The organism is Stenotrophomonas sp. JAG2 (genome assembly GCF_041080745.1).
GTDB lineage: Bacteria > Pseudomonadota > Gammaproteobacteria > Xanthomonadales > Xanthomonadaceae > Stenotrophomonas > Stenotrophomonas maltophilia_AA.
The window spans coordinates 353,162-379,173 of sequence record NZ_JBEUMH010000002.1 but is presented as its reverse complement, the minus strand read 5'-3'; the positions used below and the strand labels follow the sequence as shown (position 1 = coordinate 379,173).

At 68.3% G+C, this 26,012-nt stretch carries 25 protein-coding genes; 9 read left to right on the top strand and 16 right to left on the bottom strand.

Annotated elements, in window-relative coordinates; translation table 11 throughout:
* The first annotated feature begins 1 nt into the window (after nucleotide 1).
* Nucleotides 2-1,162 (top strand): FMN-dependent L-lactate dehydrogenase LldD, encoded by a 1,161-nt coding sequence (lldD, locus tag AB9O74_RS03800; RefSeq protein WP_369348489.1) that lies wholly within the window; start codon nucleotides 2-4, stop codon nucleotides 1,160-1,162.
* A complete protein-coding gene (dld, locus tag AB9O74_RS03795) occupies nucleotides 1,159-2,880 on the top strand; it encodes a D-lactate dehydrogenase (RefSeq protein WP_369348488.1) in 1,722 nt (573 codons plus the stop codon). Before lldD ends, dld begins: the two co-directional genes overlap by 4 nt.
* A gap of 79 nt (nucleotides 2,881-2,959) precedes the next feature.
* Here the strand turns inward: dld and AB9O74_RS03790 are convergent, their stop codons facing one another.
* Complete coding sequence (locus AB9O74_RS03790; RefSeq protein WP_346477457.1) at nucleotides 2,960-3,265, bottom strand: hypothetical protein; 306 nt, start codon at nucleotides 3,263-3,265, stop codon at nucleotides 2,960-2,962.
* A gap of 170 nt (nucleotides 3,266-3,435) precedes the next feature.
* Between AB9O74_RS03790 and AB9O74_RS03785 the strand changes: the two genes are divergently transcribed.
* The 5 genes from AB9O74_RS03785 to AB9O74_RS03765 all read left to right on the top strand — a co-directional run bounded on the left by AB9O74_RS03785 (nucleotide 3,436) and on the right by AB9O74_RS03765 (nucleotide 9,354).
* Nucleotides 3,436-3,930, top strand: coding sequence for a DUF1543 domain-containing protein (locus AB9O74_RS03785; RefSeq protein ID WP_369348487.1), 495 nt, complete (start codon nucleotides 3,436-3,438; stop codon nucleotides 3,928-3,930).
* A 100-nt stretch (nucleotides 3,931-4,030) separates the two neighbouring features.
* Nucleotides 4,031-4,657 (top strand): decarboxylase, encoded by a 627-nt coding sequence (locus tag AB9O74_RS03780; protein ID WP_369348486.1) that lies wholly within the window; start codon nucleotides 4,031-4,033, stop codon nucleotides 4,655-4,657.
* 99 nt (nucleotides 4,658-4,756) lie between these two features.
* Nucleotides 4,757-5,545 carry a CDP-diacylglycerol diphosphatase gene (locus tag AB9O74_RS03775; RefSeq protein WP_369348485.1) on the top strand — a complete coding sequence of 263 codons (789 nt, stop codon included), beginning with the start codon at nucleotides 4,757-4,759 and terminating at the stop codon, nucleotides 5,543-5,545.
* Between the two features lie 119 nt (nucleotides 5,546-5,664).
* Nucleotides 5,665-6,432 carry a SapC family protein gene (locus AB9O74_RS03770; RefSeq protein ID WP_176988726.1) on the top strand — a complete coding sequence of 256 codons (768 nt, stop codon included), beginning with the start codon at nucleotides 5,665-5,667 and terminating at the stop codon, nucleotides 6,430-6,432.
* A gap of 198 nt (nucleotides 6,433-6,630) precedes the next feature.
* Nucleotides 6,631-9,354 (top strand): TonB-dependent receptor plug domain-containing protein, encoded by a 2,724-nt coding sequence (locus AB9O74_RS03765; protein WP_369348484.1) that lies wholly within the window; start codon nucleotides 6,631-6,633, stop codon nucleotides 9,352-9,354.
* Between the two features lie 60 nt (nucleotides 9,355-9,414).
* On the opposite strand, the gene AB9O74_RS03760 is transcribed toward AB9O74_RS03765, so the two are convergent.
* Together AB9O74_RS03760 and AB9O74_RS03755 are read right to left on the bottom strand one after the other, a co-directional pair.
* Nucleotides 9,415-10,053 carry a LysE family translocator gene (locus tag AB9O74_RS03760; protein WP_369348483.1) on the bottom strand — a complete coding sequence of 213 codons (639 nt, stop codon included), beginning with the start codon at nucleotides 10,051-10,053 and terminating at the stop codon, nucleotides 9,415-9,417.
* Nucleotides 10,054-10,126: 73 nt separating this feature from the next.
* Nucleotides 10,127-10,975, bottom strand: a complete 849-nt coding sequence (locus tag AB9O74_RS03755) for an AraC family transcriptional regulator (RefSeq protein ID WP_369348482.1) — start codon at nucleotides 10,973-10,975, stop codon at nucleotides 10,127-10,129.
* A gap of 28 nt (nucleotides 10,976-11,003) precedes the next feature.
* Between AB9O74_RS03755 and AB9O74_RS03750 the strand changes: the two genes are divergently transcribed.
* Together AB9O74_RS03750 and AB9O74_RS03745 are read left to right on the top strand one after the other, a co-directional pair.
* Entirely contained in the window at nucleotides 11,004-11,471 is a 468-nt protein-coding gene (locus AB9O74_RS03750; RefSeq protein WP_369348481.1) for an N-acetyltransferase family protein, read from the top strand.
* 126 nt (nucleotides 11,472-11,597) lie between these two features.
* Nucleotides 11,598-12,032 (top strand): hypothetical protein, encoded by a 435-nt coding sequence (locus tag AB9O74_RS03745; protein ID WP_369348480.1) that lies wholly within the window; start codon nucleotides 11,598-11,600, stop codon nucleotides 12,030-12,032.
* Nucleotides 12,033-12,108: 76 nt separating this feature from the next.
* Here AB9O74_RS03745 and AB9O74_RS03740 read toward each other — a convergent pair whose 3' ends face one another.
* From AB9O74_RS03740 to AB9O74_RS03680, 13 genes are all read right to left on the bottom strand, one after another.
* The gene (locus AB9O74_RS03740; protein WP_369348479.1) at nucleotides 12,109-13,485 is read right to left on the bottom strand and encodes a serine hydrolase domain-containing protein; all 1,377 of its coding nucleotides are present in this window, start codon (nucleotides 13,483-13,485) and stop codon (nucleotides 12,109-12,111) included.
* Nucleotides 13,486-13,605: 120 nt separating this feature from the next.
* Nucleotides 13,606-14,325, bottom strand: coding sequence for a DUF2968 domain-containing protein (locus tag AB9O74_RS03735; RefSeq protein WP_369348478.1), 720 nt, complete (start codon nucleotides 14,323-14,325; stop codon nucleotides 13,606-13,608).
* A gap of 92 nt (nucleotides 14,326-14,417) precedes the next feature.
* Nucleotides 14,418-16,589, bottom strand: a complete 2,172-nt coding sequence (locus AB9O74_RS03730; RefSeq protein ID WP_369348477.1) for a TadG family pilus assembly protein — start codon at nucleotides 16,587-16,589, stop codon at nucleotides 14,418-14,420.
* A gap of 13 nt (nucleotides 16,590-16,602) precedes the next feature.
* Nucleotides 16,603-17,055, bottom strand: coding sequence for a DUF3613 domain-containing protein (locus tag AB9O74_RS03725; RefSeq protein WP_369348476.1), 453 nt, complete (start codon nucleotides 17,053-17,055; stop codon nucleotides 16,603-16,605).
* The gene (locus AB9O74_RS03720) at nucleotides 17,052-17,945 is read right to left on the bottom strand and encodes a Flp pilus assembly protein TadD (RefSeq protein ID WP_369348475.1); all 894 of its coding nucleotides are present in this window, start codon (nucleotides 17,943-17,945) and stop codon (nucleotides 17,052-17,054) included. Before AB9O74_RS03720 ends, AB9O74_RS03725 begins: the two co-directional genes overlap by 4 nt.
* A 5-nt stretch (nucleotides 17,946-17,950) precedes the next feature.
* Nucleotides 17,951-18,901, bottom strand: coding sequence for a type II secretion system F family protein (locus AB9O74_RS03715; RefSeq protein WP_369348474.1), 951 nt, complete (start codon nucleotides 18,899-18,901; stop codon nucleotides 17,951-17,953).
* A gap of 36 nt (nucleotides 18,902-18,937) precedes the next feature.
* Nucleotides 18,938-19,876 carry a type II secretion system F family protein gene (locus AB9O74_RS03710; protein WP_369348473.1) on the bottom strand — a complete coding sequence of 313 codons (939 nt, stop codon included), beginning with the start codon at nucleotides 19,874-19,876 and terminating at the stop codon, nucleotides 18,938-18,940.
* 2 nt (nucleotides 19,877-19,878) lie between these two features.
* Nucleotides 19,879-21,231 (bottom strand): CpaF family protein, encoded by a 1,353-nt coding sequence (locus tag AB9O74_RS03705; protein WP_346477442.1) that lies wholly within the window; start codon nucleotides 21,229-21,231, stop codon nucleotides 19,879-19,881.
* A complete protein-coding gene (locus tag AB9O74_RS03700) occupies nucleotides 21,216-22,493 on the bottom strand; it encodes a CpaE family protein (protein ID WP_369348472.1) in 1,278 nt (425 codons plus the stop codon). Before AB9O74_RS03700 ends, AB9O74_RS03705 begins: the two co-directional genes overlap by 16 nt.
* A gap of 25 nt (nucleotides 22,494-22,518) precedes the next feature.
* Nucleotides 22,519-23,886, bottom strand: a complete 1,368-nt coding sequence (locus AB9O74_RS03695) for a type II and III secretion system protein family protein (protein WP_176988739.1) — start codon at nucleotides 23,884-23,886, stop codon at nucleotides 22,519-22,521.
* Between the two features lie 19 nt (nucleotides 23,887-23,905).
* On the bottom strand, nucleotides 23,906-24,943 hold the full coding sequence (gene cpaB / locus AB9O74_RS03690; protein WP_369348471.1) for a Flp pilus assembly protein CpaB: 1,038 nt from the start codon (nucleotides 24,941-24,943) through the stop codon (nucleotides 23,906-23,908).
* A gap of 19 nt (nucleotides 24,944-24,962) precedes the next feature.
* Complete coding sequence (locus AB9O74_RS03685; RefSeq protein ID WP_176988741.1) at nucleotides 24,963-25,451, bottom strand: pilus assembly protein; 489 nt, start codon at nucleotides 25,449-25,451, stop codon at nucleotides 24,963-24,965.
* The gene (locus AB9O74_RS03680) at nucleotides 25,448-25,993 is read right to left on the bottom strand and encodes a prepilin peptidase (protein WP_369348470.1); all 546 of its coding nucleotides are present in this window, start codon (nucleotides 25,991-25,993) and stop codon (nucleotides 25,448-25,450) included. The genes AB9O74_RS03685 and AB9O74_RS03680 overlap by 4 nt, the downstream gene beginning before the upstream one ends.
* Between the last annotated feature and the right edge of the window lie 19 nt (nucleotides 25,994-26,012).

Sequence of the window (26,012 nt, the reverse complement as noted above, 5' to 3'; positions counted from 1 at the left end):
CATGATCATTTCCGCCTCCACCGATTACCGCGCAGCGGCGCAACGTCGCCTGCCGCCGTTCCTGTTCCACTACATCGATGGCGGCGCGTATGCCGAGCACACCCTGAGGCGTAATGTCGCGGACCTGTCCGACATCGCGCTGCGCCAGCGCATCCTGCGCAACATGTCCGACCTGAGCCTGGAAACGGAACTGTTCGGCGAACGCCTGGCGATGCCGGTCGCGTTGGCGCCGGTCGGCTTGACCGGGATGTACGCGCGCCGCGGTGAAGTGCAGGCGGCGAGGGCGGCGGCGAGCCGGGGGATTCCGTTCACGCTGTCCACCGTCTCGGTCTGCCCGATCGAGGAAGTGGCGCCGGCCATCGACCGGCCGATGTGGTTCCAGCTGTATGTGCTCAAGGACCGCGGCTTCATGCGCAATGCGCTGGAGCGGGCCAAGGCTGCCGGCGTGACCACCCTGGTGTTCACCGTGGACATGCCCACGCCGGGCGCGCGCTACCGTGATGCGCACTCGGGCATGAGCGGCCCGAACGCGTCGGCGCGGCGCATGCTGCAGGCGGTCACGCATCCGCGCTGGGCGTGGGACGTGGGCCTGTTCGGCCGCCCGCACGACCTCGGCAACATCTCCACCTACCGGGGCAGCCCGACCGGTCTGGCCGACTACATCGGCTGGCTGGGCAACAACTTCGATCCCTCCATTTCGTGGAAAGACCTGGAGTGGATCCGCGAGTTCTGGACCGGCCCGATGGTGATCAAGGGCATCCTCGATCCGGAGGATGCGCGTGACGCCGTGCGCTTCGGGGCCGACGGCATCGTGGTCTCCAACCACGGCGGGCGCCAGCTGGACGGCGTGCTTTCCACCGCACGGGCGTTGCCGGCGATCGCCGATGCGGTCAAGGGCGAGCTGAAGATCCTGGCCGATTCGGGCATCCGCACGGGTCTGGACGTGGTCCGCATGATCGCGCTGGGCGCGGACAGCGTGCTGCTCGGCCGGGCGTTCGTGTATGCCCTCGCGGCGCAGGGCGAGGCCGGCGTGGCCAACCTGCTGGACCTGATGGCCAAGGAAATGCGCGTGGCGATGACGCTCACCGGCGCGAAGACCATCGCCGACATCAGCCGCGATTCGCTGGTGGACGCGACCCGTCGCCTCGCGGTCGCGCCGTGAGCGGTGCATCCCAGGGCACGGCGGCGCTGCTGGCGCAGCTGCGCGGCATCGTCGGCGATGCGCACGTCCTGTCCGGCGACAAACCGACCCGGCGGTTCCGCAAGGGCTATCGCTTCGGCGACGGCCCGGTGCTGGCGGTCGTCCGCCCGGGCACGCTGCTGGAGCAGTGGTACGCCCTGCAGGCGATCGTGGCGGCCAACGCCATTGTGATCATGCAGGCGGCCAACACCGGCCTCACCGGTGGCTCCACGCCCGATGGCGCGGACTATGACCGCCCGGTGGTGATCATCAGTACGCTGCGCCTGACCGGCGTGCAGCTGATCAACGCGGGCCGCCAGGTCGTCTGCCTGCCGGGGGCGACGTTGGACCGGCTTGAGAAGATGCTCGCACCGCTGGATCGCGAACCGCACTCGGTGATCGGCTCATCGTGCATCGGGGCTTCGGTGTTGGGCGGGGTCTGCAACAATTCCGGTGGTTCGCTGGTGCGGCGCGGGCCCGCCTATACCGAGATGGCGCTGTTCGCCCAGGTCGACGCGGATGGGCAGCTGCAGTTGGTCAACCATCTCGGCATCGCGTTGGGGGACACCCCCGAGCAGATCCTGGAGCGGCTGCAGCGCGGCGACTACGCGGCTGCCGACGTGGACAACGACAACGACCGCGCGGCCTCCGATCCGCGTTATGCCGAGCAGGTACGCCAGGTCGATGCGGCCACCCCGGCCCGCTACAACGCCGATCCCGCGCGGCATTACGAAGCCTCGGGCTCGGCCGGCAAGCTGGCGGTGTTCGCGGTGCGCCTGGACACCTTCGCGCGCGAGCCGGGCGAGGTGTTCTACATCGGCAGCAATGCGATGGAGGACCTCACCGCGATCCGTCGCCACCTGTTGACTGCCTTCGAGCGCCTGCCCATCTCCGGCGAGTACCTGCACCGCCAGGCGTACGACATCGGCGAACGCTACGGCAAGGACACCTTCCTGCTGATCGACCGCTTCGGCACCGCGCGGGTGCCGGCGGCGTTCGCGCTGAAGAGCCGGGTCGATGGCTGGTTCGAAAGCCTGGGCCTGCGCGGGGTCACCGACCGGGTGATCCAGCTTGCGATGCAGTGCCTGCCCGGCCATCTGCCGGCACGCATGCGGCAGTTCCGGGATCGCTACGAGCACCACCTGCTGCTCAAGGTGTCAGCGGTGGATGCCTCGGCGACCGAGACTTTCCTGCGCAATCACTTCGCCGATGGAGAAGGGGACTTCTTCCAATGCACGGCCGAGGAGGGCCGCAAGGCATTCCTGCATCGGTTCGCCGTCGCCGGCGCGGCGGTGCGGTACCGCGAAGTCCATCGGCGCGAGGTCGAGGACATCGTGGCGCTGGACGTGGCCCTGCGGCGCGACGACCGCGCGTGGGTCGAACAGCTGCCGGCGGCCATCGACGCCAAGCTGGCCGGCAAGCTGTATTACGGGCACTTCTTCTGCCATGTGTTCCACCAGGATTACATCGTGCGCAAAGGCGAAGATCCGCTGGCGATCGAGCATGCCATGTGGACCTTGCTGGACGCGCGGGGCGCCGAGTACCCGGCCGAACACAACGTGGGCCATCTGTATCCGGCCAAGCCGGCCCTGGCGGCGTTCTATCAGCAGCTGGATCCGAGCAATATGTTCAATCCCGGCATCGGCCAGACCGCGAAGACGCGCGGCTGGGGCAGCTGCGACTGCACCACCCACGGGTAGAGCAACCCCATGGGTGGCTGTGCCGGCGTATCGCAGGTTTCAGAGCAGCCACCCATGGGGTGGCTCTACCTGCGGGGAATCACTCGCAACGGACGGCGGTGATCACGTTGTCCTTGTCGATGAACACGCGCAGGCGATCCTGGCGCAGGTCGCGCGACGTGATCGTGGCCGGGCCGATCGGGTTGATCAGGCCGGCGCCGCTCTGCAGCAGCAGCTTGCGCATGTTCGTCTGGTCGGCCGGCTGCCCGATGGCCCACCCCAGTTCGTCGGCCTTGCACAGGCCCGGGCCCTTGATTTCCGGCCCTGGCGAGCTGACGCAGGCGGTCAGCGACAGGGTGCCTGCGAGCATGATCGCGGCGAGGGGGTAACGGGAAAGGGATGCCATCGGGTCGCTCCTGCGGGGTCAGGCGCCGACCATACCACCGCCACACGCATCGTCGCGTGGTGGCCGCCCCGCGACCGTTCGACGCAGCCGGGTCGGCGCACGGGGGCAGGGCGCTGCGCCCTGGGCGTTACACTGGCTCATCTCAGAATCGGCCAGGCCGGGAGTCGCGGGTGTTGCACGTGTTCATGCTTGGCGGGCGGCATGCCCGGGCCCGGATCGAGGTGCACGACGTGGCCTTCGCCAATGTCGATGCCATCGAGGAGGCTTACCCGCAGCTGCGCCAGGACTGGTTCGGCGAACGCAGGGGGCTGCACGTCGATGGCTGGCTCGCGGTGGATGGGGTGGAGGAGTACCAGGTGCGGTTTGCCGATGTCGCACCGGCGGCGGGCGCGCCGCGGCTGTATTTCCTCAATCTCGGCGGGTACGCCGCGGGCGCGCTGGGCGAGGCGCATGACTACCGGTTGCTGGTCGCCACCGATGTCGACGAGGCCAAGCGCAAGGCCAAGGGCCTGCGTGATGCCAGCTGGTTCAAGCCGCATACCGATGCGCTGCTGGAGGTGGATGACTGCATCGCCATCGACCAGGTCGGCGGCCGCCATGTGCAGCTCGAGCGCGGTGCGCACCGCGGGATCACCCTGGTCAGTGACTACATCGTGATCGGCTGAGCGGACCCGATTGCCCGCGGCCATGCCGCTGGCGCATAGTGTCGCGGTCCTATGAGGTCCGGCGATGTCGCCGCGACAGATCAACCAACGGAAGTAGAACATGCAGAGCAGGAAGATCACGGCCGCGCTGATCGTGACACTGGGAATGACGATGGCGGGCAGCGCCGCTGCGGCCGAGCCGGACGCGCCGGTCTTCGGTGGCTGGCGCAACCTGCATTCGGCCAGTGGCGCCGAGCCGGTCCTGCGCAACCAGCCGTTTGCGATCCTGCCGCGCGAGGTCGCCAAGGGCGAGCGTTTCGCGATCCTCGACCGCGAGAACAAGCAGGTGGTGTGCTGCCTGGTGGTCGACAGTGAGCGCCTGGATGCGATCGCGCTGGAAACCCGCTACCGGCTGCCCGGGGTCTGGGTCGCCGACCTGCTTGGCAACGAGGACTACAACCGCCGGCACGGCGACCCGCATGTGTTCGCGATGACGCGCGAGGGCGAGCTGGTCGACCACGTCTTCTCGCAGGACGGCGGCGGCTACAGCGACCTCGGCGGTCTGCTGCTGCCTGCGGGTGCTGCGCTGGAAGAGGGCGGCAGCATCAAGCTTGGCGCCACCCGCTACCGGCTGCAGGCGCAGTCGCAGCGGTTCGCCGATGACAATGGTGCGCTGGATCGCTACACCCTGCAGCCGCCGGCACCGGCCGCGCCGGTGGTGGTCGAGGTGCCTTACAGCACGTACTGACACGGAAGCGACAGAACCGGCACGGTACAATCGCGCCCGCCCGCCGGCATCGCTGCTGCGGGCCTGTTTCCTTGTCCGAGCCTGTCCGTGATCGCCCGATTGTCCCTGTCCTGTGCGCTGCTGCTGTTGGCCGCCTGCGCCACGCCGGCCCGGCCGCCGGCCGCACCGCCCGCCAAACTGCCTGCCAATCCGGACGCGCTGTGGGGCATCATCCAGCGCGACTGCGCGGGCGATGCAGCGCCGCGCGGGAGCTGCCTGGCGGTAGCCGCCGAGGCGCATCGCCGCGATGTACTGCTGAAGGACTCGCATGGCCACTATCAATTTCTGCTGCTGCCCCTGGACCGGGTCTCGGGCATCGAAAGCCCGGCGCTGCTGAGGGCCGGTGCGCCGAACTATTTCGCCGCCGCCTGGGCGGCCCGCAGCCACACCGAGCAGGCACTGGGCCGGGCGCTGCCGCGCGATGTGGCCAGCTTGGCCTTGAACTCTCCGCATGGCCGCTCCCAGCACCAGCTGCACATCCACGTGGATTGCCTGCGCGCGGATGTCCTGGGCCAGCTGCGCCGGCTGCAGCCTGCCATCGGCAGCGACTGGCAGCCGTTGCCGGAGCCGCTGCGCGGACATGCCTATCTGGCCCGCCAGCTGCCGGGTGCCGAGCTCACCGCCAATCCGGTGCGCCTGCTGGCCGCTCACCTGTCCGACCCCGCCGATATCGGCAACTGGTCGCTGGTGGTGGCGGGACGGACCGATGCAGCCGGCGCGCCCGGCTTCGTGTTGCTGGCCACCCGGTTGGACCTGGCAGCCGGCAACAAGGCCAGCGGCGAGGAACTTCAGGACCATGCGTGCGCCGTGCTGACCGGCGCGGCTGGTCCGCTGGATGGCGTGCTGTGAGGCGTGGCAGATCGCACGATTGAAACAAAAACCGCGGACGTGGCACGTTATAGTGGCCGTTCAATGCGGTTCCCGCTTTCGCGCCCGGGCTGACTGGCGCGTCGTATCCGACTGATTCCATGACTGCTGAAACCACGACTCCGCCCGCCGCTGCGCCGTCCCAGGCCACCGGTCCGCTGTTCTACCAAGCGCCCGTGCCGCTGCGCTCGGATCTGCATGCCGCCTGGCGCCTGGTGCCCGACACCGCGCATTTTGCTGCGGATACCAATGCGATCCCCGCCGTGATCGGCGAGTTCGGCTCGCTGGCCCAGCATTACCCGATCATCTTCACCGGCAAGGATGCGATGCCGCTGGTGGCCGTCGGTCTGGCCCAGCGCAATCTGTTCGTTGCCAATGACCTGTGGGACGAGCAGAGCTACGTGCCCGCCTACGTGCGTCGCTACCCGTTCGTGTTCATGCAGGCCGGCGAGCAGGACGAGTACGTGCTCGCGCTGGACTCGGCCGCCCGGCAGGTCAACCAGGGCCAGAGCGAGGACGGCCTGCCGCTGTTCCAGGATGGCAAGGCGACCGAGGTGGTCGACAACGCCATGCGCTTCTGCGGCGATTACACCCGCGAGCATGATGCGACCCGTCGCTTCACTGCTGCCCTGATCGAGAACAGCCTGCTGATCGACCGCAATATCGACGTCACCCTGGCCGATGGCCGGCAGATGTCGATCAACGGTTTCCAGGTCGTGGACGTGGAGAAATTCGCCGCGTTGCCGGATGCCACCGTGGTCGCCTGGCACCGCAACGGCTGGCTGGCGCTGGTGCATCACCACCTGAGCTCGCTGGCACGCTTCAGCGCGCTGGTGAACCGCCAGAGCGCACTGCCTGCCGACGCCTGAGCCCAGGCGCACGCGAAGTCACGCAGACGGCGGCCGCAGGGCCGCCGTTTTTCGTTGCTTAGGCGAAATATCGATAAGCATATCCCGGGCGGTCATTTCCACCTTTTCCGCCTGTTCAGCAGAATCACGGCCCCTTCCTCACTACGCTCCGGCACGGGCCTGCCCGCGACGGGACGTAGCTCTTTACCGGAATTCTGCATGTCTGTGCTGTATCGCCCGCTGCGTCGGCGGGCCCTGGTTCTGTCGTTGTTGCCCCTGCTTGGCGCAGGCTCCCTGGTCCACGCCGCCGATGCGCCGACCCAGCTCGATGCGGTCACGGTCACCGGCTCGCGCATCCCCCGCGCCAGCGTGGAAGGCCCTTCCCCGGTAACGGTGATCACCCAGGAGCAGATCGAGGCGCAGGGCTATCGCAGCGCCTTCGAAGCACTCAGCGCGCTGACCGAGAACACCGGCAACGTGCAGGGCGAGGACTTCGGCAACACCTTCACCCCGGCGGCCAATACGATCAATCTGCGTGGCCTGGGCCCGAACCGCACGCTGGTGCTGGTCAACGGCCGCCGCCAGTCCGATTACCCGCTGGCTTACGAAGGCTCGGTCAACGTGGTCAACCTGGCCAACATCCCGAGTGCGCTGATCGACCGGATCGAAGTGCTGGCCGGGGGTGCGTCGGCGGTGTACGGCTCGGATGCGATCGCCGGCGTGGTCAACATCATCCTCAAGAAAACCTATGACGGCGTCGGCATCAATGTCCGCGCCGGCACCACCGAGCAGGGCGGCGGTGACAACCAGCGCCTGCAGGCCGTGGGCGGCGGTTCGGGCGAGCAGTGGGACGCGATCTTCGGCCTGGAGATCGCCAACCGCAAGGCCATCTACGGCTCGCAGCGCGATTTCATGGACTCGCTGACCGACGACCCGCGTGGCGTGGACCCGCTGGCAACGGCGGTGGCCTATCGCCGCAACGCGTCCACCAACAACTACATCGATCCCGGCACCGACGGGTGCGATGCCTCCAGCACGCTGTACGGCGGCAGTGTGTTCCGCGCGCAGAACCCGCGCCAGGGCTGGTACTGCGGCAGCAATGAAGCCTCGCCGACGTTCTGGACCGTGCAGACCGAGAAGCGCAACATCGATGCCTACAGCGCCGTGACCTGGCGTTTGAACGATCGCCAGGAACTGTTCGCCGATGCGGCCATCGGCACTGCGCGCATCTACAACAACACGCGTGCGCCGAGCTGGACCTCTTCGCGCAACTACTTCTACAACCAGAGCAGCGGTCAGCTGGAAAGCTGGTACCGGCGGTTCGCGCCGGAAGAGATCGGCGGCGTCCAGCGCAACGCCAACCGCTTCCTGGAGCAGTCGTGGTCGTTCAACGTTGGTGCGCGAGGCAGCATCGGCGGCTCGGACTGGGACTACGAAGCGGCCTACAGCCGCTCGCGCTATGAGAACAGGACGCAGCGTCCGGGCCTGCTGGTCGGCATCAATGAATACCTGCTCGGTCCGCAGCTGGGCACCCGCAACGGCGTGGAGGTGTATGCACCCGATCCGTCACGTCTGTACCAGCCGCTGACCCCGGGTGAGTACGACGGTCTGTCGGACCGTTACGAGAGCCGCAACGCGGCGTGGCTGCAGACCGCCAGCGTCAGCGTCAACGGCCAGCTGTTCGATCTGCCCGGCGGCCGTGCCGCGCTGGCAGCGGTGGTCGAGGCCGGCAGCCAGGGCTACAGCAACCGCCCCGACCCGGCATTGGGCCAGGGCGTGTTCTGGAACCTCAATGCCGGCATTCCCGCCGGTGGCGAACGTGATCGCTATGCGGCCGGCGTGGAGCTGCAGCTGCCGTTGCTGGAGCGCCTGACCGCGACTGTCGCCGGCCGCTACGACCAGTACCGCGCGGCCGGGGATCACCTGGGCAAGGCGACCTGGAGCACCGGCCTGGAGTTCCGCCCGTTCGATACGTTGCTGCTGCGCGCCAGTGCGGCGACCAGCTTCCGTGCGCCGGACATGAACTATGTGTTCGCGACCGAAACGCGCGGCTACAACCCCGGCATGACCGACTACTGGCGCTGCCGCAGTGCCGGCCAGGCCTATGACGACTGCGACTTCAGCGGACTGGCGATCGACTACACCAGCGGCGCCAACCCGCAACTGCAGCCGGAGACGGCAAAGTCCTATGGCCTGGGCTTCGTCTGGTCGCCGTCGGCGAATCTGGATTTCACTGCCGACTACTACGACATCCGCATCGACGACGAGGTCACCAACCTCGACGCCACGCGCATCCTCAAGGACGAAGCGGATTGCCGTCTCGGCCAGACCGTGGGCGGCGACGCGCGCGATATCGGCTCGGCGCAATGCCAGGACGCGCTGCGCCGGGTAATCCGCAACCCGGCCGATGCCGCGGTGCAGCCGAACCAGGTGGTGCGCGTGCTGATCAACCCGATCAACGCCGCTTCCGAAACCGTGCGCGGCATCGACCTGAAGTCGAACCTGCGCTGGGATGCCGGTCGCTACGGTCGCTTCTCCGCGCGAGCGGCGTACTCGCTGGTGATCGATCACAGCTACCGCCAGTTCGCCGGTGACGAGGTCCAGGACCAGCGCAACTCGCTGGATTCCTACCAGTGGCGCAGCAAGGTCAACGGCAGCGTGACCTGGGCGATCAACGACTGGACCGCCACGCTGTACGGCATGCGCTACGGCTCGTTGCCGAAGACCGACGGCAGCGGCCGCATCGCCCCGTACATGACCTACAACGCCAGCCTGTATCGCAAGCTCAACGACAACGCCACGCTCGGCCTGATCGTCAACAACCTGCGCGACAGCCGCCCGCCGGCGGACAAGAACGGCGGTGGCTGGCCGTTCTATCCGGTCGGCAACTACGATCCGTACGGCCGCCAGTTGTGGCTGGAGTTCGACTACCGCTTCCTGTAATCGCCTCGCGGGCCCGGCAATGCCGGGCCCGCTGCGTTTGGATGCAGGTATCGCTGGCGCTCAGAGCATCATCCCGCCCAGCACCGCCAGGGCCAGTGCGATGAGCAGGACACCGGACAGGCGCTCGATCCACGGCAATGCGCTGCTGAATCGTCGCATCACGGAGGCACGGCCGACCAGGCCCGCGACCAGTAGATCCCAGCCCAGCACCACCGAGAACATCCACAGCCCATAGAACACCCGCGTACCCGCAGTAGTGCCGGGTACGCTCAACATCGCCGCGAGGCTGGCGTAGAACAGGGCATTCTTGGGATTCAACAGGGCTGACATTCCGCCCAGCGCGAAGGCACGGGCCCACCTGGATGAGGCGCGATGGGGGGACGCTGATGTCGGCTGTTCTGCCATCGATGGTAGCGCTGCCGCACCCGCATGGCGCACGAACAGCGTGCCTACGTACAGCAGGAAGACGGAGCCCGCCACCTGGATCACCTGAAACAGCACGCTGCCGGACTGCAGCTCTGCCACCCCGGAGAAAGCCAGCGCAATGTAAACGCCGTTGGCGAGGGCAACGCCGATGCACGCGCCGCTGGCAATGCGCCAGCCCTGATTGATCGCCGTGCGCGCGATCAGGAAGAAGTCCGGCCCGGGTGACAACAGCGCCAGGAAGTGCACAGCAGCAACGAGCAGAAACTGTTCCATGGGGCAGGCGTCAACGGGGCGTGTGACTGTGCCGATCCTGCGTGATGCTGTATTGCACGATATTGCGCAGCGCTCAGCGGCGATAACGACCTGGGGTAATGCCGGCGTGTGCCTTGAACAGGCGTTGGAAATGGCTCTGGTCTGCAAAGCCGAGTGCGTGGGCGACGTCGGCCAGCGCTTGCCCCCGGCCTAGTCGCTCCCGCGCGGCATTGACCCGTCGATTGAGCTGCCAGGCATGCGGGGTGAGTCCGGTGGCGCTGCGAAACGCACGGATCACCGCGTAGCGGTTCATCCCGGTGCATGTAGCCAGGTCGGCCAGCGATGCGCCTGATACAGGCGCGGCGTCCAGCAGGGCGAAGGCCGGCTGCAGTCGCCTGCGCAGCTCTGGGCTTGTGTGCGGGGCGGGGATCGGAATCCCGGCAGCGACCTCGAGATCGTCGATGAAAGCGACCACGGCGGCTTCTTTCTCTGCGGGATCGGCGCCGGAAAACAGCAGGTCATTCATGTCGCAGAACGTCCGGTAGCGCGCCACGCTGCGGTCAATCCGGATCGGCGGCGCCGTTGCAGCCCCTGCCTCGATGGGTTGCCTGTCAGCCATGACCGCCGCCATCCATGCCGCATCCAGATGCAGCATCTGATAGCTCCATGCGGTGTCGGGCGCTGGATTGCAGGCATGGACACGGTGCGCTGGCACGATGACCAACGTGCCTGGCTGAAGGCGGTGCTGTCCACCCGGTGCGCCGCTGAAAATGCTCTCACCGGCATCCACGGCGCCGATCGACCAGGTGGGATGACTGTGCGGGCGGTAACAGGCCCGGCTGTTGCACGCGCGGCGTGACTCGACCCACGGCAGCTTGGGATCGCGCCAGAAGTCGTTATCCGAGGCCATGCGGCCGGAAGGGTCGCGCTCGCGTATGCTCACCGCCTGAACTCACTGCAATCCATGAGCCATGGTAAATCACATCCATTACCGCCGCGCCGTACCCGACGATGCCGCGGCCTGCATCGACCTGCGCGGTCGCACCCGCGAGAACGCGTTCTCCGCCGCCCAGCTCGCCGAGCTCGGCATCACGGAAGACAGCTGGGCGGCCGGTATCCGTGATGATGCGCTGCCGGGGCATATCGCACTCGAAGGTGAGCGGATGGTCGGCTACTGCTTTGGCGATCGCGAAGGCGGCGAGATCGTGGTCCTGGCGTTGCTGCCGGCCTATGAAGGGCGGGGCATCGGTCGGCACTTGCTGGATCTGGCCATTGCCGATCTGGTCGAGGCGGGGCATGCGCGGCTGATCCTGGGGTGTGCAGCGGATCCGGCGGTTCGCTCGTACGGGTTCTATCGCTACCTCGGCTGGCGGCCGACCGGTGAGATCGATGCGCTGGGCGATGAGGTGCTCGAGCTGCACGTGGGCGCCACTCCGTAGGATCGGGGTAGGGCGAGACACTGATTCCGTGTCCGATTCATGCGCATCGGTGGGTCATTGTGCAGCCGGTCACGACAGCGGTACCCGCCCCGGGACATGCTGGATGCCTCTGCACGGAGCGATGCGATGCCTGCGTGGTTGCTGACCCTGATGATGAGTGCCACCACGGTCGAGCCGCCCACTCGACAGGTTCACACCTGCCTGGTGGACGGCGCGCGGCACTACCAGTCCACCCCGTGCCAGGGTCGCACCGAACGCATCCGCGAGATGCCGCCGCCTGCGGACACCTGGGCCAATGACATGCATATCGAGTCGCTGCGGCAGGAGCTCCAGGCCAGGCGGCGCGCTGACGCTGCCCCCACGCGCCAGAAGCGTGCGCAGCGCCCCGGCGCGGCACGGGCCTCGGGCGTCCGCGGAGCGCTGATCACGGTCCACACCGATCCCGTGAAGTGCGCCGCGGCGCGGCGCCAGCGGGAGACGGCATACCAGAAGGCGGGCCAGCGGCCGAGCCTCGCGCTGAGCCGGCAGATGGATGACCGTGTTTATGATGCCTGCCGGTGACCGCCCGGCATCGGTTCGATCGGCGCACCGGAGGCGACGGCGTCTCAGCTTGACCGCTCGCCGCCGGCAACCGCGCTCAGGGCTGCGTCATCAGGTACCGCGCGACGGCATCGAAAGCGGGCAGGGTGGTCGGGTCATTCGTGCTGTTGCCGGCGACGGGGTGCGAGCCGAACCGCGCGATCACCACCCGTGCGGTGGGATCGATGTAGAGGGCCTGTCCATGCACGCCGCGCGCCATGTAGGCGCCGTGGTCGTTGTGCGAGATCCACCACATGCCGCGATAGCTCCAGCCCGGCAGCTGTGCATACCCGGCCTTGGCGAAGGCCTGCGTGTTGCCGCCCGCGCGGATGCGGGCGATCGCGGCGGCGGGTACGACCGACTGGCCACCCACCTTGCCGTCGTCGAGCAGCAGCTGGCCGACCCGGGCGAGATCGCGCAGGCCGGCATTGAAGCCACCGCCTGCGAACGGCGTGCCGGTGGAGTCCACGGTGTAATACGCATCCTGCTCGGCGCCGAGACGTTGCCAGATCCGCGACTGCAGCAGCTGCGCGACCGACTGGCCGGTACGGCGGGCGATGATCCAGCCCAGGGCATCGGTGTTGATCGTCTTGTAGCCGAACGCTTCGCCGTGGCGGCCCTGCTTCTGCACGGTCTGCAGGTAATCGTAGTAGCTGCGCGGCCCGGTGTAGCCGGCGGGCGGGGGCAGGGTGCTGCCGGCGGCGGAGTACTGCCAGACCTCGGCATCGGGGTCGGCGTAGTCTTCGCTGTAGCGCAGCGCCGTGGTCATCTCCAGCACCTGCTTGACCGTGGCGTCGCCGAAGGCGCTGTCCTTGAGCTCGGGAATGATCGCGCCGACGCGCTCGGTTTCATCGATCACGCCCTCGGCCACCAGCATTTCGCCGAGCAGCCCGGTGATCGATTTGGTGACGGACATCGCGCCGTGCTGGCCATGTTCGTCCAGGCAGCCGCTGTAGCGTTCGTAGACCACCACGCCGTCATGCAGCACGACGATGCCGTCGGTGTAATTGGCCGGCAGTGACTGGGCCCAGGTCATGCGGGTGCTGCTGCCGAGCGGCGTGAACGACAGCGCGTCGATCGCGTCATCCAGCCGACGCGGCAGCGCACGGGCAGCGCCGGCACTGCGGCTGACACCGACGGTGGGCATCAACTGGCGGAAATGGCAGGCCGTCCAGCGCAGCTTGGGGAAACTGAAATAATCGTCGTCGGTGTAGCGGATGCGCTTGTCTTCCGGCGGCGGCGCGCCCTGCATCCAGCCCAGCAGCTTCGGATCGGACGCCTCCGCCGACAGCGGCGGCGCGGTCGGCGGCGCCGGGGCAGCGGCGACGACCGGCACAGCGAGGACGGCGACCAGTGCCGCGGCGAGTCCGGCGCGCGATGACGCCAGCGCACCGCGCAGGCCGGACACGGTGATGCGGGGACGTGGAACGGGCATGGTGCACTCCTTGCTGATGCGCAGTACGTCTGCGCCACCAAGGGTACTGCACCGCAAACGAAGACGGCGCCATCGGCGCCGTCCGTGACGTGCCCTGCCGGGGCAGGGCGCGCGATGCCGTTACGGGCTGCCGGGGTTGCCCTGCGGCACCGCATCCGGCGTGGCCGACTCGGCCGAGGGCAGGGACAGGGCCGGATCCAGCTGCTGCGCCTGCAGCGTCTGGATGCGCTGGTTGAGCGCGTCCAGTTCGCTGTGGGTGCTGCGCAGGTCGGTGCTCAGGCTGACGGCCTGCTGCTTGGCCTGTTCCAGCGAGGCGCTGACCTGCAACGACTGCTGGCGCTGCAGCTCGGCTTCCTGCTGCAGGCTGCGCAGCCGCTCTGCGTTGTAGGCGACCAGGTTTTCGGTGTAACGCTTGCCGGCCTGCAGGCGGGTGGTGTCGATATACACCTGGGCCAGCTGTTCGGTCTGTTCGACGAACGTGCGGTAGACCTTCTCGGCGTTGTCGACCGAATCGGTCTTGATCACGCGCCAGAAGTCTTTCTCGTGGAACAGCGCCACGTAATAGTTCAGCGTGCTGGTATTGAACAGCAGGCTGGCGCCGTAGGCACCGTTGTAGGTCGTGCGCAGCTCGGTCAGCTGTTTGGAGTCGACCAGCTGGCGCAGTTCGTCCACGGTATTGCGGACCACCGGCGCCGGGCGCGGTGTGGCCTCCGCGGCCGGCTCGGCACGCGGTGCGCGCGCGGCCAGGGCCTGCGGTACGACGGACAACGTCAGCAGCAACACGATTCCACCGGTCAACGCGTGCGTGACGATGGAACCTACCCCTTTTCTCTCTCGCATATTCTGGCCATCCACGAATGGATTATCGGTGAAGTTAAGTCCCCGCCGGAGTCTAGCACGCACAATCGCGTGGTCCGCACTTCACCACGGCGTCAATAAACCAACTGTGCCGGGGTGCACTGGATGGACTGCATATGCACGTCGGTCCTGCCCAGCTCCAGCCCGAGAATCTGCGCCAGCGTCTGCGAGAGCAGGGTGCCGACGCCATTGAGCAGCGGCTTCAGGGTTTCCAGGACGGGGGTCAGGGCCAGGCACAGCAGGCCGCTGCAGCGGACCTGGTCGCTGCCCGGATCGGTGACGCCGGTGCCGCCGCCCAGGTCCTGCAGGCCGCCGGGCCGGGTCTGCAGATAGGAGGCGAGATTGGATTTGACGCAGTTGTTGTAGTTGAGCAGGGTGCTGAGCAGGCTGTTGCAGCGGTTGACGACCAGTCCGCCGAGCAGGGAGCCGAGCAGGCCGCTGAGCGCCCCCATGCCCTCGCCGGTCACCGTGGCGTTGTACCCGTCCCACACGGAGCCGGTGCGGTAACAGGTGGTGAGATAGATGGGCGGACACGCGAACGGCACGCCATTGGGCACATCCCAATCACCGAGCGCACCGATGCCAAGGGCCGGGTTGCCATGGCGCAGCAGCTCGATGGTTTTCTTGGCGTCGTAGAATCCGTTGCCCGGATTGGCGGCCTTGAGATACTGATCCGCCAACCGGTTGGCGGTGGCGGCATCGGTGCTGCCCTGCTTGCCGGGCGTAACCACGTTGCTCAGCACCCGCAGCAGTTCACTTACCAGGCCGGAAACCGCCGAGCCGACCTGGGCCTGGTTGAAGCGGGTAGAGGCGGTTTCCCCGGCAGCCAGCGTGACGCGTTCATCGTGTGCGAGAGCATCGAGCGAGATCTTGTCGGTGACCAGCGGCGCGCCCAGCAGGGTCAGCAGCTGCTCGTTCTGCAGCCCGGTATCGCAGACGTTGCGCTGGGAGAACTGATTGGCCGCATCGACGCGGCCGACACAGGCGCGCAGCAGCGAGGACTGCACCCGCACCGTGGCGGTGGGCGGTGTTGCGCCGCAATTGAGCGCCTCCAGCGTCCCCATCGCGTTGGTCACATCGGCGTAGATCGGCAGGTTGAGGCGGATGCCCAGTCCGCTCAGCACCGGGCCGAGCACGGCCAGGCCGGCGGTATCGATATCGATCTTCAGCCGGACTTGCGCGTTGTAGGCGCGCGTGCCGATGCCGCCGATGGCGATGGACGGCGGCTCGATGATCGCCGCGCGGGTCTGCACCAGGCCCAGGATGTTGAGGTTGTTCACCGCGACGCCATTGCCGCCGCTGGCGATGCTGATGCTGGTGGTGATCAGGTCCAGCGCGCTGATGTCGGCCTGCAGCGCTGGCGATGCAGGGCCTTCGGGTGCCACGACCTGCGCGAACAGGCCGCTCGTGGCATCGGTGCTGCCGAGCTGCACGTTGAGCTGGTTGAGATCGATCCTTGCCGCGAGCGCATTGCGCAGTGCGGTCAGGTCCACGTTGGCCACGCCGCTGCGGGTCAGCACCGTGGCCGTAGCGTCCAGCAGTTGCCCGAGCGATACGCGGTTCGCGGCGAGAAGCGCGTTGAATTCGGCGATGCCGATGTTGGCATCGACCGGAATGCCGAGCGCCTGCAGCAGGCCGCCCGGCGTGACCTTGGCCTGCGCCAACCCGTCATAGCCGAGCAGGGTGGTCCGGTCCAGATTGACGCCGACCAGAGCGAGTACGTTGCCCAGCGGCGTCGTGCCATTGACCCGCAGCAGCTGTGAGCCCACCGAGAACACGGCGATCGGTGGTGCGCGGGTCGCCACCGCCTGCGCGCGGACCGTCGGCAGGCGCGTGTTCTGGCCGAAGAACGGCAGGACCGGGCGGGTCGCCACGACCTTGACGGCGTTGAGCGGGTTCGCCGCATCCAGCGTCATGCTGAAGTGGTCGTCCGTTCCGCGTGTCGGGTTCCAGTTGCCGCACTGGATCGCCAGGGTGCCGGAGAATCCATTGCCCTGTGCCGCATTGCCGCGCGCGGCGCTGTTGTCGCCGCGGTCGGCGCTGCACAGATCCAGCCGCTGCGCGCCGGCCATCGAGGCCAGGTCGACCACCTTCTGCGCATCGCGCTTGGCCCAGTACAGATAGCCCACTTCGACCAGGCCGAGCATGCCGACCAGGCCGAGCAGGACCAGCATCATGGTGACCGACATCCCGCCGCGCAGCCGCCGGCGGGACGGCGGGGGTACGCGGGCGCTGGACTGGTGCATGGCCTTGCCCTCCTTAGTTGGTATCGCTGACGTCCTTCTTGACGCTGGTCTTGAGGAACTCGGGAATCTCGTGCTCGAAGCTCTTGAGGTAACGCGCGTAGCTGGCGGTGGCCTGGTCACCGAGGATCGGCAGGCGCGGCCCGGCGTGGGTGCCCGCGGCCTGCAGGCGCAGCAGGTCGCGGGTGGTCTGGCCGATCTCGGTGCGCGGCGGCGGTGCAGGGGGAACGTAACGCTCGGCCGGTACGCCCGAGGCATGGCCCGGTGCGCGCGCCACGTCACCGGGATCGGACTGGACGGGCGCGGCGGCGGGCAGCGCAGTGACGGCGACCGGCGGGGCATCCTGCCCGCCCAGCATCTGTCCGGTCAGCGGTGCCTGCTGCGCCAGCACGGGCGAAATCCAGGCCGGCAGCATCAGCAGGAGGCCGACGGGCAGAAGGCAAACAGGCAGGCGACGCAGCTGGCTCATGGCGTGTTCTCGCTGGCGGGAGTGGCGGTGCTGAAGCGCTCAAGCATCGATGGCGCCAGACGCGCATCGCTGCTGGTACGGCGATCGGTATCGACGGCCACCCGGCGGGCTGCTGATGGGGTCGAGGGGTGGGCGGTGGGTGCGGGTACCGGGGCCGCCGCGGCGACGCTGGCCGGGGCGCGCTGCACCGACGGTGCAGGCGTGGCCTGCTGGCGCAGTTGTTCCGCCAGCCGGCGCACTTCGGCCTGGGCACTGTCGGTCAAGCGCGCGTTGCGCATGATCGTCTCGGCCATCTCGTTCTGGCCACGAAGCAGGGCCCATACCGCCAGATTGGCGTTGGCCTTGGCGCTGCCGGGCGACAGCTCGGCAGCCTTGGCCAGCGGTTCCTGCGCCCGCGCCCAGTCGCCGGCGCGCAGCCGGGCGAAGCCAAGATCGCCCAGGTAGCCGGTATTCAACGGTTGCAGCTGCACGGCCTTCGCCAGTGCCTGTTCCGCGCGCGCCGCGTCGCCGTCGCGGGCCGCGACCAGACCCAGTCCGTGCCATGCGGCTGCGGCCTGCGGTCCGCTGGTGAGGCTGGCGTAGATCGCCAGCGCGGCCTCGCGCTGCCCGGTTTCGCGCAAAGCATCGGCATTCAGCAGCCGCAACTGCGGGCTGTCGCCGTAACGCTGCCGGTAGGCATCCACGTGCGCCAGCGACGCGTAGTACGCGCCCTGCTGCTGCATCTTGGCGATCAGCTCGGCGTAGAGCTGCTTGTCGTCCTGCGGCGCCACCTCGGGCGAGGCCAACGCCATCGGGTCCTGGCGGTAGCCGTTGCGCACGTTCGAACAGGCTGCGCAGAGTGCTGTCGCGGCGAGCAGAAGGCAGAGGCGGGAAAGCACGGCGTGGCGCATGGCGTTCAATCCAGTTTGGTCAGGGCGGAGGCGAGGGCGATGATGGCCGGACCGGCCAGCACCAGCATCAACGCCGGTAACAAGGTCAACATCATCACGACGGTCATCTTCACCGAGAGCTTGCCGACCTTCTCCTTGAGGGTGGAACGGCGCTGCTCGCGCAGCCGGATGCTGAACTGGCGCAACGGCTCCTGCACGGCGCCGCCATGGGCATGCACCTGCAGGATCAGCTGCACCAGGCTGCGCAGGTCCTCGTCATCGAACGATTCGCTCAGCCGGCGCAGCGACTGCTCGCGGCTGCGCCCATGCATGTAGGCGATGTTGGCCTGGTGGATTTCGCGGCCCAGCACCGGGATGGCGTTGCGCAGCTTGTCGCCCAGCGTCTGCAGGCTCTGGTCCATGCTGAAACCCACGCCCTGCAGCAGCCGCAGCAGATCGATCAGCAGGGGCAGCTCCGCGGAGACCTGCTTGCGCAGGCGCATCGCCCAGGCACGCAAGGCGAACTTGGGCAGCAGGATGCCGAACGCCAGGGCACCGAAGATCGCCATCGCGCGGCTGAATCCGGTGCTGTGGTTGAAGGCAAGCACGAGGACCAGTGTGGCGACCGCGATCAACAGGCGCAGGCCGAGGAAGATCGCGGTGCCGGCCTGGGTGTTCCAGCCCGCCTGGTCGAGCAGCAGCCGATCTTCCGGCGCGAGCAGGGCGGCTTCGATGCGTCCGCCGTTGAAGCGCTGGCCGAACCCCGCGATCCCCTTGAGCCAGCGCTGGCGCAGGCTCACCGGCGGCTGCGCGGGCGGGGACGGTGAGCCCGGCACGTCGCGCGGACGCAGGGCGGCCTGCAGTGCCTCCTGGTGGCGTTGCTCGCGGCCACTCAGGACCCAGCCGCGCACTCCGAGCAGGGCCACGCCCGCGGCGAGCACCAACAGCGTGGCGATCCACCAGCCGTTACTGGTCATGGTGACCTCCGGTGGCCAGGACGGGCAGGGGGGCGCTCATAGGGATCTGGCCAGGCGGTACAGCAGGAAGCCGCCGATCAGTTCCAGCCCCAGCGCCCACAGCAGCAGCTTGTGGCCGAGTGGCTCGTGGATGATCGGCTGGAAGAATTCCGGGCTGGTGATCCCCATCAGGACGGCGCTGATCGGCGGCAGCAGGCCGAGCACCCAGGCCGACATGCGGGTCTCGGAGGTGGTGGCCATCAGCTCCTGCTGGGCCTGGTCCAGATCGCGCATGAAATCGGCCATGCGCTGCAGGATCTGGTCGGCACGGCCGCCGATGCGCACGCTGACTCCGAGCACGACCGACAGCACGTTCAGGGCCTCGAGCCGATAGGGCTGGGCCGCCTGCGCCAGCGCGCGGTCGAGGTCCAGCCCGCTGCGGGTGTAGGACAGGGTGGCATCGAGCAGGCCACGCAGTGGCATCGGCATCTGCGCGGCCGAGGTCTGGAAGGCCATCTGCAGGCTGTTGCCGAGCCCGGCCAGGCGCACCAGGTTGTCGAGGAAGTCCGGCAGCTGGCGCAGCAGTTTGGCCTGCAGCCGGTTGATCCGGCGCGATACCCAGAACCACGCCGCCAAGGCACTGAGCACCAGCACGATCGGCGCGGCCCACGCGGTGCCGAGCCGCGCACTGGCGATCCACGCCAGCAACGTAGCGGCGGCGGCAATCAGCAACGGCACCCGCCAGCCGGTCGGCAGGGCGGCGCGTTGCATCAGCGCATCCCAGGGCAGGCCGCTGGGCGCGGTGGTCACCGGCATCGGGGCAGGGCTGTCGCCGATCCCGGCCAGGCGCGGTGAGGTGTCCGGCCGCGACAGTCGCTGCTCGGCGTGTTGCAGTGACAGCCTCCGCTGCTCGCGTGCGGCCGCGCCGCCCCACAGCTCCACGGCCAGGGCCACCAGCACCAGCGCCGCACTGCACAGGAGCAGGACGAAGGCCATGCTCAGAAGCCTCCGCCCAGCGCTTCGCGCAGCTGCCGGCGGAACGGCTCGAGCTTGTGCGAATGCGGTTGGAAGCCCAGCCCGACCCAGCGGTCGTATTCCTTGCCGTCGGCATCGATCTGCACTTCGTGACGGAACATCTCCTGGGTGGCGATCATGTTGTCGGTGACGCCGGTGATTTCCGTGATCGAGATCAGTACCCGGCGGCCGCTGCCCAGGCGGGAGATCTGCACGATGAAATCGATGGCGCTGGCGATCTGCCGGCGCAGGCTGTCCTCGCTGCCCTGGAAACCGGCGAATCCGGCCAGCATCTCGATGCGGTAGAGGCAGTCGCGCGGCGAGTTGGCGTGGATGGTGGCCATCGAGCCGTCATGACCGGTGTTCATGGCCTGCAGCATTTCCAGCACTTCGGCGCCACGCACTTCGCCGACCACGATACGGTCCGGGCGCATGCGCAGGCTGTTGCGGACCAGGTCGCGGATGCTGATCGCGCCGTTGCCGTCCGCGCCACCGATCCGGCTTTCCAGGCGCACCACGTGCGGGTGGTTGAGCGAGAGCTCTGCGGTGTCCTCGACGGTGATGACGCGTTCGTTGGCCGGAATGTAATTGGCCAGCGCATTGAGCAGTGAGGTCTTGCCCGAACTGGTGCCGCCGGAGACGAGAATGTTGCAGCGGCCCAGCACCATCGCGTGCAGCAGTGCCTGCATCGGACGATCGAAGGTGCCCATGCGCAGCAGTTCGTCCGGGGTGAACGGGTCCTTGCGGAACTTGCGGATCGAGACCATCGGCCCATCCACGGCCAACGGCGAGATGATGGCGTTGAGCCGGCCGCCGTTGGGCAGGCGCGCATCCACCATCGGGTTGGATTCGTCCAGCCGGCGGCCGAGCGGGGCCAGGATCCGGCGCAGGATGCGCAGCAGGTGGCTGTCATCGCTGAAGCGCTGCGGCGCGCGCTTGAGCATGCCGCCCTGGGAGACGTGGATGTCCTTGTAACCGTTGATCAGGATGTCTTCGATCTCCGGATCATGCAGCAGGTCATCGAGCGGCCCGAAGCCGGTCAGCTCCTTGACCAGTGCATTGGCGACGATGTCCTTTTCGGCCTCGTTGATCGGGATCCGCCATTCGTGGACGAAGCCGGCGGTCTGCGCATGCACGTAGCGCGACACGGTATCCGGCGCCCACGCGTCGATGTCGATGCGCTCGTCCTCGATGCTGTTGAGCAGGTGCTCATGCGCGGCGATCAGCACTTTCTGGTACTGCTCGGACTGCTCGAACGGCTGCACGCCAGGCTCGGCTTCGGGGCCTGCATCGGCGCGGGCCGTGGTGGTCGGGAACGGGGTCACTTTGTCTTCCATGGGGAACCACTCAGGCGAAGGGCGAGGTGTTCCCGCCAGCCCCTGGCCGGCGCGGGGGCCGTCGGATCCAGGTGCGACAACAGCGGGGCAAGGGCACGCACATACGGATCACGGGGCGCATCCTGCAGCAGCAGGCGGCCATGGCTGGCACTGGAACGCAGTGTGGGCCGATCGGGCAACACCGCCAACAGCGGCAGCTCGAAGCGGGCGGCGATCTGCGCCGGGCTCAGTCCGCTGGCATCGTCATGGCGGTTGATGATCAGCTGCGCCCGGGTATCGCGCGCACCGACCTGGGTGAGATGGCGGAGCATCTGGTCCAGCGAGACGAGGGTGCCGATCGACTGGTCGGCGATCAGCCAGATTTCGTCGGCACTGTTGAGCAGCGACACCGGCAACTGGCGCAGGGGGACGCCGCCGAGGTCGCACAGCATGGTGTGGAAGACACTGCGCAGGCGCTGCATCAGCATGCCGGGGTCGGGCAGTGCGGCCCCTTCCATGCCCGGCGGCTGGCCGAGCAGGGTGACGCCGGTGGCATGGTGGGCCATCGCGGTGCGCGCCAGCGTGGCATCGATGCGTCCGGCGTTGCGCAGCGCATCGTCGAAATGGAAGGTGGGGTCCACATTGAGGTACAGCGACAGATCGCCGGTGGGTTGCCCCAGGTCGAGCAGCAACGTGCCCGTGCCGGCAGGTGCTGCTTCGGCTGGAATCTCCGGGTGGGCCGTCGTGGCCTGCTGCGCAAGCACGCCCAGATGCGCGGCCAGCGTGCTGCTGCCCACGCCGGGGCGTACCCCGAGCAGCAGCACCATGCGCGCGCGTGCCGGTGGCGCGACCGGGACGGCGCCGCGGCCCTGCACGCCCAGCGACGCGGCGCGGCGCAGCACGGCCTCCATGTCCTGTGGTGCGCTGTCCAGATCGAGCAGGTCGCGCAACCCGGCGCGCAGCGCGGCCACCACGCCGTCCATGTGCTCGGCCTGGGTCGAGCCCACCGCTACCAGCGGCAGCTCGGGCGCCTGCGCCTGCAGCTGGCGGGTCAGGGCCGCGGAAAACGCCGCGTGCTCATGCCGGTAGTCGAGCAGCACCACGCAGCCGGTATCGCGCAGCGGTTCCAGCGCCGACGCCGGCGCGGCGCTGTCCAGCCACTGCACCGTGCCCAGCGACGGCAGCAACGCCGAAAGCAGGGTGGCCAGTTCGCGGTCCGGCGCAAACAGCACGAGCTTCATCGAAGCATCCCGTGGTTGGACCAGTTGCAGGGTGGCGGACATGGAGGGCAGGTTCCTGGCATCGGGCTCAGCGCGAGAATCCGGGCAGCTGGTCCGAGGACGCCGGGCTCAGCAGCCAGGCCCCCCAGACCGGCAGGTTCGGCGATGCCTCGCGCTGGCCCGGCAGCGGCACTTCGGTGCCCTGGGCCAGGGGCTGCACCAGCCGTGGCGTCACGATGATGACCAGTTCCTTCTCTTCCTTCTTGTAATTCAGGGTGCGGAAGAACGAGCCGATGATCGGCAGATCGCCGAGCAGCGGCACCTTGTCCACGTTGGAGGTGACGTTGTTGCTGACCAGCCCGCCGATCACGAAGGTTTCGCCGTCGCCCAGCTCGACCGTGGTGTCCGCGCGGCGCGTGGTGATCGATGGCACCTGCACATCGTTGTAGGTGATGCCGGCGGCATAGTTGAGATCGCTTGCTTCCGGGGCGACCTTCAGCGCGATGCGGTTCGGGCCGAGCACGGTCGGGGTCACGGTCAGGCCGATGCCGAACGGCTTGAACGTCACCGTGGTGGTGCCCAGGCCCTGCGGCTCGAGGATCGGCAGCTCGCCACCGGCCAGGAAGCTCGCGCTCTGCCCGGAAAGCGCGACCAGGGTCGGCTCGGCCAGCACCCGGGCCATGCCGTTGCTCTGCAGCAGGTCGATGTTCGCATCCCACCCATGGGTGAGGGATTTGAACACCAATCCGAATGCGGACGAGAGCGGGTTGGTGATGATGACGTCGTCGGGGCCGGCCGATTCGCCGGCGGGCAACAGGCCCGGCAGGATGGAACCCGGGCGGGTGATGCCGTAGTAGAAACCGTTGTTGCCGTTGAAGTTCTTGTTGCCGAAGCTCATGCCGATCTGGCGCAGCACCGACTTGTTGAACTCGACGATCTTCACCTCGACCTGGACCACGCCACCGCTGGCGATGGTGGAGATGTCGGCGAGCTGGCCGTCCTTGCCCACCGCCATCGCGGCGGCTTTCACGCTGCTCTGGTGCTCCAGCAGCGACGGGCTCAGGCCCTGCAGCAGACCCTGGCCGTCCTGCACGATCAGGCCGGTGCCGCCACCCTGCGCGCTGACGGCGCCCTGCACCGCGCTTCGCACCTCGACCTGTAGACGCTCCGGCTCGCGGCTGCCGTTGCGCCACAACAGCAACGTGGTGCTGCCCGGCGCCTTGCCGACCAGCAGCGCCTCACGGCCGCGCAGCATCACCACGTCGGCCACGCTGGGATCGGCGATGGCCACACGCTCCAGGTTGGCCGGCAGTGACCACGGCCGCTGTTCGCGCGTCTGCAGCACCAGCTCTGCCTCGGCGCTGGCCAGCAGCGGGCTGCCGATCAGCACGCCGACCAGCAGGCAGCGTGGCAGAACGTGGGAGAGACGGCGCGCAAGGGTGGGGCGTTCGGTCATGGGCTGTCTCGGCATGGGTTTAGCGCGACCCGCTATGGGAGGAAATGTCGCCACGGATGATTTCGATGCCGCGGTCCGCGCGCGGCGTGGCGCGGCGGGGGGCGCTGGTCGGTAGCGGCAGTGCGGCGGCCGTACTGCGTCCCCGGCCGGCCAGTGCATCGGTGTCGATGCCGGCATAGGCGTCGTTCTCCGGGCGCTGCAGGGCCAGGCGCTCGTCGGCGGAGAGCTCGCGGCGCGGGCTGAGCACGCGGTTGGGCGTCGGGAACAGCGCCTGGTCCGGGAGCCCGATGTCGGCCGGGTTGCGCAGCGCCAGGAACAGCTTGCCCTGCTGGGCGCCGAGCAGCAGCCGGTTCGCTTCGGCAACCGGCACGGCCAGCACCGCGCTGCGTGCCGGGGCCGTGCTGCCATCGCTGCGCGAGCCACCCGCCGAACTGCTCCCGCCGGTGATGTCCTGTGCACGGCTGTCGGCCGGCGGCGGCTCGCTGCCATCGGCCGGCAGCGTGGCCACGCTTTGTACGTCATGCGCGCCATAGCTGAGCACGCGCAGGCGCGACAGCAGCAGCCGGGTCTGTGCATCGCCGTCATCGCGCAACCCACCGGAGGCGCGCAGGTTGAGGAAGACGTCGACGAAATCGCCGGGCTGGATGCGGTTGCCGGCGGCGACCAGTTCGTCCACCGGTACGGCGAGCGCACGCTCGCCGGGGTTCAGGCGCAACGAAAAGCCCTGCGCGATCTGTGCCGTCTGGATCTGGGTGCCGGCCGGGATGTCCTGGGTCGGTACCGCGCCGACCAGCGCGTTGATCGAAGTGTAGGCGCCAGTGGGGCGTTGAGGATGGCCGGTGACGCGCAGGTCCTCGGCCGTGATCGGGCGTCCGGCCGGCAACGCGCCGACCGCCTCGACCACCGGCCAGGTCGCCGGCTGTGCCGGTGCGTTCGCCGTCGCCGGCGTCCCGGGGGGCGCCTGGCTGGCGCGACGGCTGACGCCGAAGGCGACGATCGCGAGGATCACCGCCAGGCCGATCAACAGGATCGCGGCGATGCGGGTCAACTTGAGCATGCTGTTCTCCGGAGTGTCATCAGTTGCCGCCGAGGTCGAGCTGGGCGACGGCGGTGCTGCGCAGTGGCTTGGGCATCACCCAGCCATAGACGCGGCCGGTGCCGGGCAGGAACGGGTAGGCGCTGTAGTCGTAGCTCACTTCCACGCGGATGCACTGCGCGGCCGGCAGGTCGGCGCACGGCGCGGGCGTGGAGACGGTGATCGGCGGGGCGGCAGCCGCAGCGCAGTCGGGGGCCTGTTTGGCATAAGTGAGCAGCCACTGCATGGAGCGGCGCGCCGCCAGGCAGGCGGCAGTACGGCGTTCGGTCGGCGTGGCATGGCGGAAGGCGGCCCGTGCGCCCTCGGCCGAGGCCGCAGAGAGCGTCTGCTGCACGGCCATGATCATCACGCCGGAGTACGTCACCAGCAACAGCGGCAACAGGCCGAACAGCAGCATCAAGGCGAATTCCAGCGTGGCGATGCCGCGTTGGGGCCGGGCAGGACGGCGGTGCGGGTGGGCAATCGTCATGCGGCACCGCCGACGTGCTGCTGCAGCACCCACCACAGGCTGGCGAAGGCCAGGTACGCCGCGTACGGGATTCCGACCCGGCCTTGGCGTGCATGACGCCACTGCGCGATCACCGGCTGAACCCTGCGCGAGACCGGACCGCTGGAGCCGATGGACAGTGCGGCGTGGAAGAAGACAGGCCCGATGCGCCGCGCGACGATCACGCACATCGCATGTGCCCCGGCGAGCAGGCTGGCGATGATCCAGATCGGCAGCAGCGGTGCTGCGCCGAGCAGCAGGCCGAGCACCGCGAAATACTTCACGTCACCGGCGCCCATCCAGCCGATGGCATAGAACGGCAGCAGCGACAGCAATCCCAGTGCGAAGCCCAGCAGGTGCGTGCCCGGAAAGCCACGGCCCGCCATCAGCCACTGCCAGGCCAGCGCCACCAGTGCCAGGCCGGTGGCCAGCATCAACCCACGATTGGACACCCGTCGGGCGTACAGGTCATGGATGGCGACCTGTACGCCCAGCAGCAATGCCACCAGGGGAAGGAGTTCCATGCGTTATGTCCCCCGAATC

What these genes read in the sequence shown, in the direction of transcription:
- lldD (WP_369348489.1), top strand. Translation starts at nt 2, where the DNA reads ATGATCATTTCCGCCTCCACCGATTACCGCGCAGCGGCGCAACGTCGC.
- AB9O74_RS03790 (WP_346477457.1), bottom strand. Translation starts at nt 3,265, where the DNA reads ATGGCATCCCTTTCCCGTTACCCCCTCGCCGCGATCATGCTCGCAGGC.
- AB9O74_RS03780 (WP_369348486.1), top strand. Translation starts at nt 4,031, where the DNA reads ATGCAGAGCAGGAAGATCACGGCCGCGCTGATCGTGACACTGGGAATG.
- AB9O74_RS03770 (WP_176988726.1), top strand. Translation starts at nt 5,665, where the DNA reads ATGACTGCTGAAACCACGACTCCGCCCGCCGCTGCGCCGTCCCAGGCC.
- AB9O74_RS03765 (WP_369348484.1), top strand. Translation starts at nt 6,631, where the DNA reads ATGTCTGTGCTGTATCGCCCGCTGCGTCGGCGGGCCCTGGTTCTGTCG.
- AB9O74_RS03760 (WP_369348483.1), bottom strand. Translation starts at nt 10,053, where the DNA reads ATGGAACAGTTTCTGCTCGTTGCTGCTGTGCACTTCCTGGCGCTGTTG.
- AB9O74_RS03750 (WP_369348481.1), top strand. Translation starts at nt 11,004, where the DNA reads ATGGTAAATCACATCCATTACCGCCGCGCCGTACCCGACGATGCCGCG.
- AB9O74_RS03745 (WP_369348480.1), top strand. Translation starts at nt 11,598, where the DNA reads ATGCCTGCGTGGTTGCTGACCCTGATGATGAGTGCCACCACGGTCGAG.
- AB9O74_RS03740 (WP_369348479.1), bottom strand. Translation starts at nt 13,485, where the DNA reads ATGCCCGTTCCACGTCCCCGCATCACCGTGTCCGGCCTGCGCGGTGCG.
- AB9O74_RS03735 (WP_369348478.1), bottom strand. Translation starts at nt 14,325, where the DNA reads ATGCGAGAGAGAAAAGGGGTAGGTTCCATCGTCACGCACGCGTTGACC.
- AB9O74_RS03730 (WP_369348477.1), bottom strand. Translation starts at nt 16,589, where the DNA reads ATGCACCAGTCCAGCGCCCGCGTACCCCCGCCGTCCCGCCGGCGGCTG.
- AB9O74_RS03725 (WP_369348476.1), bottom strand. Translation starts at nt 17,055, where the DNA reads ATGAGCCAGCTGCGTCGCCTGCCTGTTTGCCTTCTGCCCGTCGGCCTC.
- AB9O74_RS03720 (WP_369348475.1), bottom strand. Translation starts at nt 17,945, where the DNA reads ATGCGCCACGCCGTGCTTTCCCGCCTCTGCCTTCTGCTCGCCGCGACA.
- AB9O74_RS03715 (WP_369348474.1), bottom strand. Translation starts at nt 18,901, where the DNA reads ATGACCAGTAACGGCTGGTGGATCGCCACGCTGTTGGTGCTCGCCGCG.
- AB9O74_RS03710 (WP_369348473.1), bottom strand. Translation starts at nt 19,876, where the DNA reads ATGGCCTTCGTCCTGCTCCTGTGCAGTGCGGCGCTGGTGCTGGTGGCC.
- AB9O74_RS03705 (WP_346477442.1), bottom strand. Translation starts at nt 21,231, where the DNA reads ATGGAAGACAAAGTGACCCCGTTCCCGACCACCACGGCCCGCGCCGAT.
- AB9O74_RS03700 (WP_369348472.1), bottom strand. Translation starts at nt 22,493, where the DNA reads ATGTCCGCCACCCTGCAACTGGTCCAACCACGGGATGCTTCGATGAAG.
- AB9O74_RS03695 (WP_176988739.1), bottom strand. Translation starts at nt 23,886, where the DNA reads ATGACCGAACGCCCCACCCTTGCGCGCCGTCTCTCCCACGTTCTGCCA.
- cpaB (WP_369348471.1), bottom strand. Translation starts at nt 24,943, where the DNA reads ATGCTCAAGTTGACCCGCATCGCCGCGATCCTGTTGATCGGCCTGGCG.
- AB9O74_RS03685 (WP_176988741.1), bottom strand. Translation starts at nt 25,451, where the DNA reads ATGACGATTGCCCACCCGCACCGCCGTCCTGCCCGGCCCCAACGCGGC.
- AB9O74_RS03680 (WP_369348470.1), bottom strand. Translation starts at nt 25,993, where the DNA reads ATGGAACTCCTTCCCCTGGTGGCATTGCTGCTGGGCGTACAGGTCGCC.